The 504-nt window shown below is 56.5% G+C and carries 1 protein-coding gene; it reads left to right on the forward strand.

Annotation, left to right across the window (positions count from 1 at the left end; all coding sequences use genetic code 11):
- Window positions 1–482, forward strand: a 482-nt coding sequence (locus AACX88_RS17625) for a type VI secretion system contractile sheath domain-containing protein (RefSeq protein ID WP_339394150.1), incomplete at its 5' end; no start/stop codon positions are given.
- Window positions 483–504: the final 22 nt, after the last annotated feature.

A 504-nucleotide genomic window follows, 5' to 3' on the forward strand; every position in this document is an offset into this window, starting at 1 on the left:
ACCGCCGCGAGTTCGAACTGGCCGAAGAGGGCTTTATTACCCTGACCATGCGTAAAGGGTCTGATAACGCCGCGTTTTTCTCGGCTAACTCGGTACAGAAGCCAAAAACGTTCCCCAACACGCCGGAAGGCAAGGAAGCAGAAACCAACTACAAGCTGGGAACTCAACTACCTTATCTCGTTGTTATCAGCCGTCTGGCGCACTACATCAAAGTGCTGCAACGCGAGCAAATCGGCTCCTGGAAAGAGCGTGGCGATCTGGAACGCGAGCTGAATGCCTGGATACGCCAGTATGTGGCCGACCAGGAAAACCCGCCAGCCGATGTCCGCAGCCGTAAACCGCTGCGCCAGGCGAAAATTGAGGTGCTGGATGTGGAAGGCGAACCGGGCTGGTACCAGGTGTCGCTATCGGTCCGTCCGCACTTCAAATATATGGGCGCCAGCTTTGAGCTCTCGCTGGTCGGGCGCCTGGACCGGGATTAAGCCTCATGATGAAGCGGGATAT

The sequence above is a fragment of the Brevibacterium metallidurans genome (genome assembly GCF_037101285.1).
Taxonomy (GTDB): Bacteria; Actinomycetota; Actinomycetes; order Actinomycetales; family Brevibacteriaceae; genus Brevibacterium; species Brevibacterium metallidurans.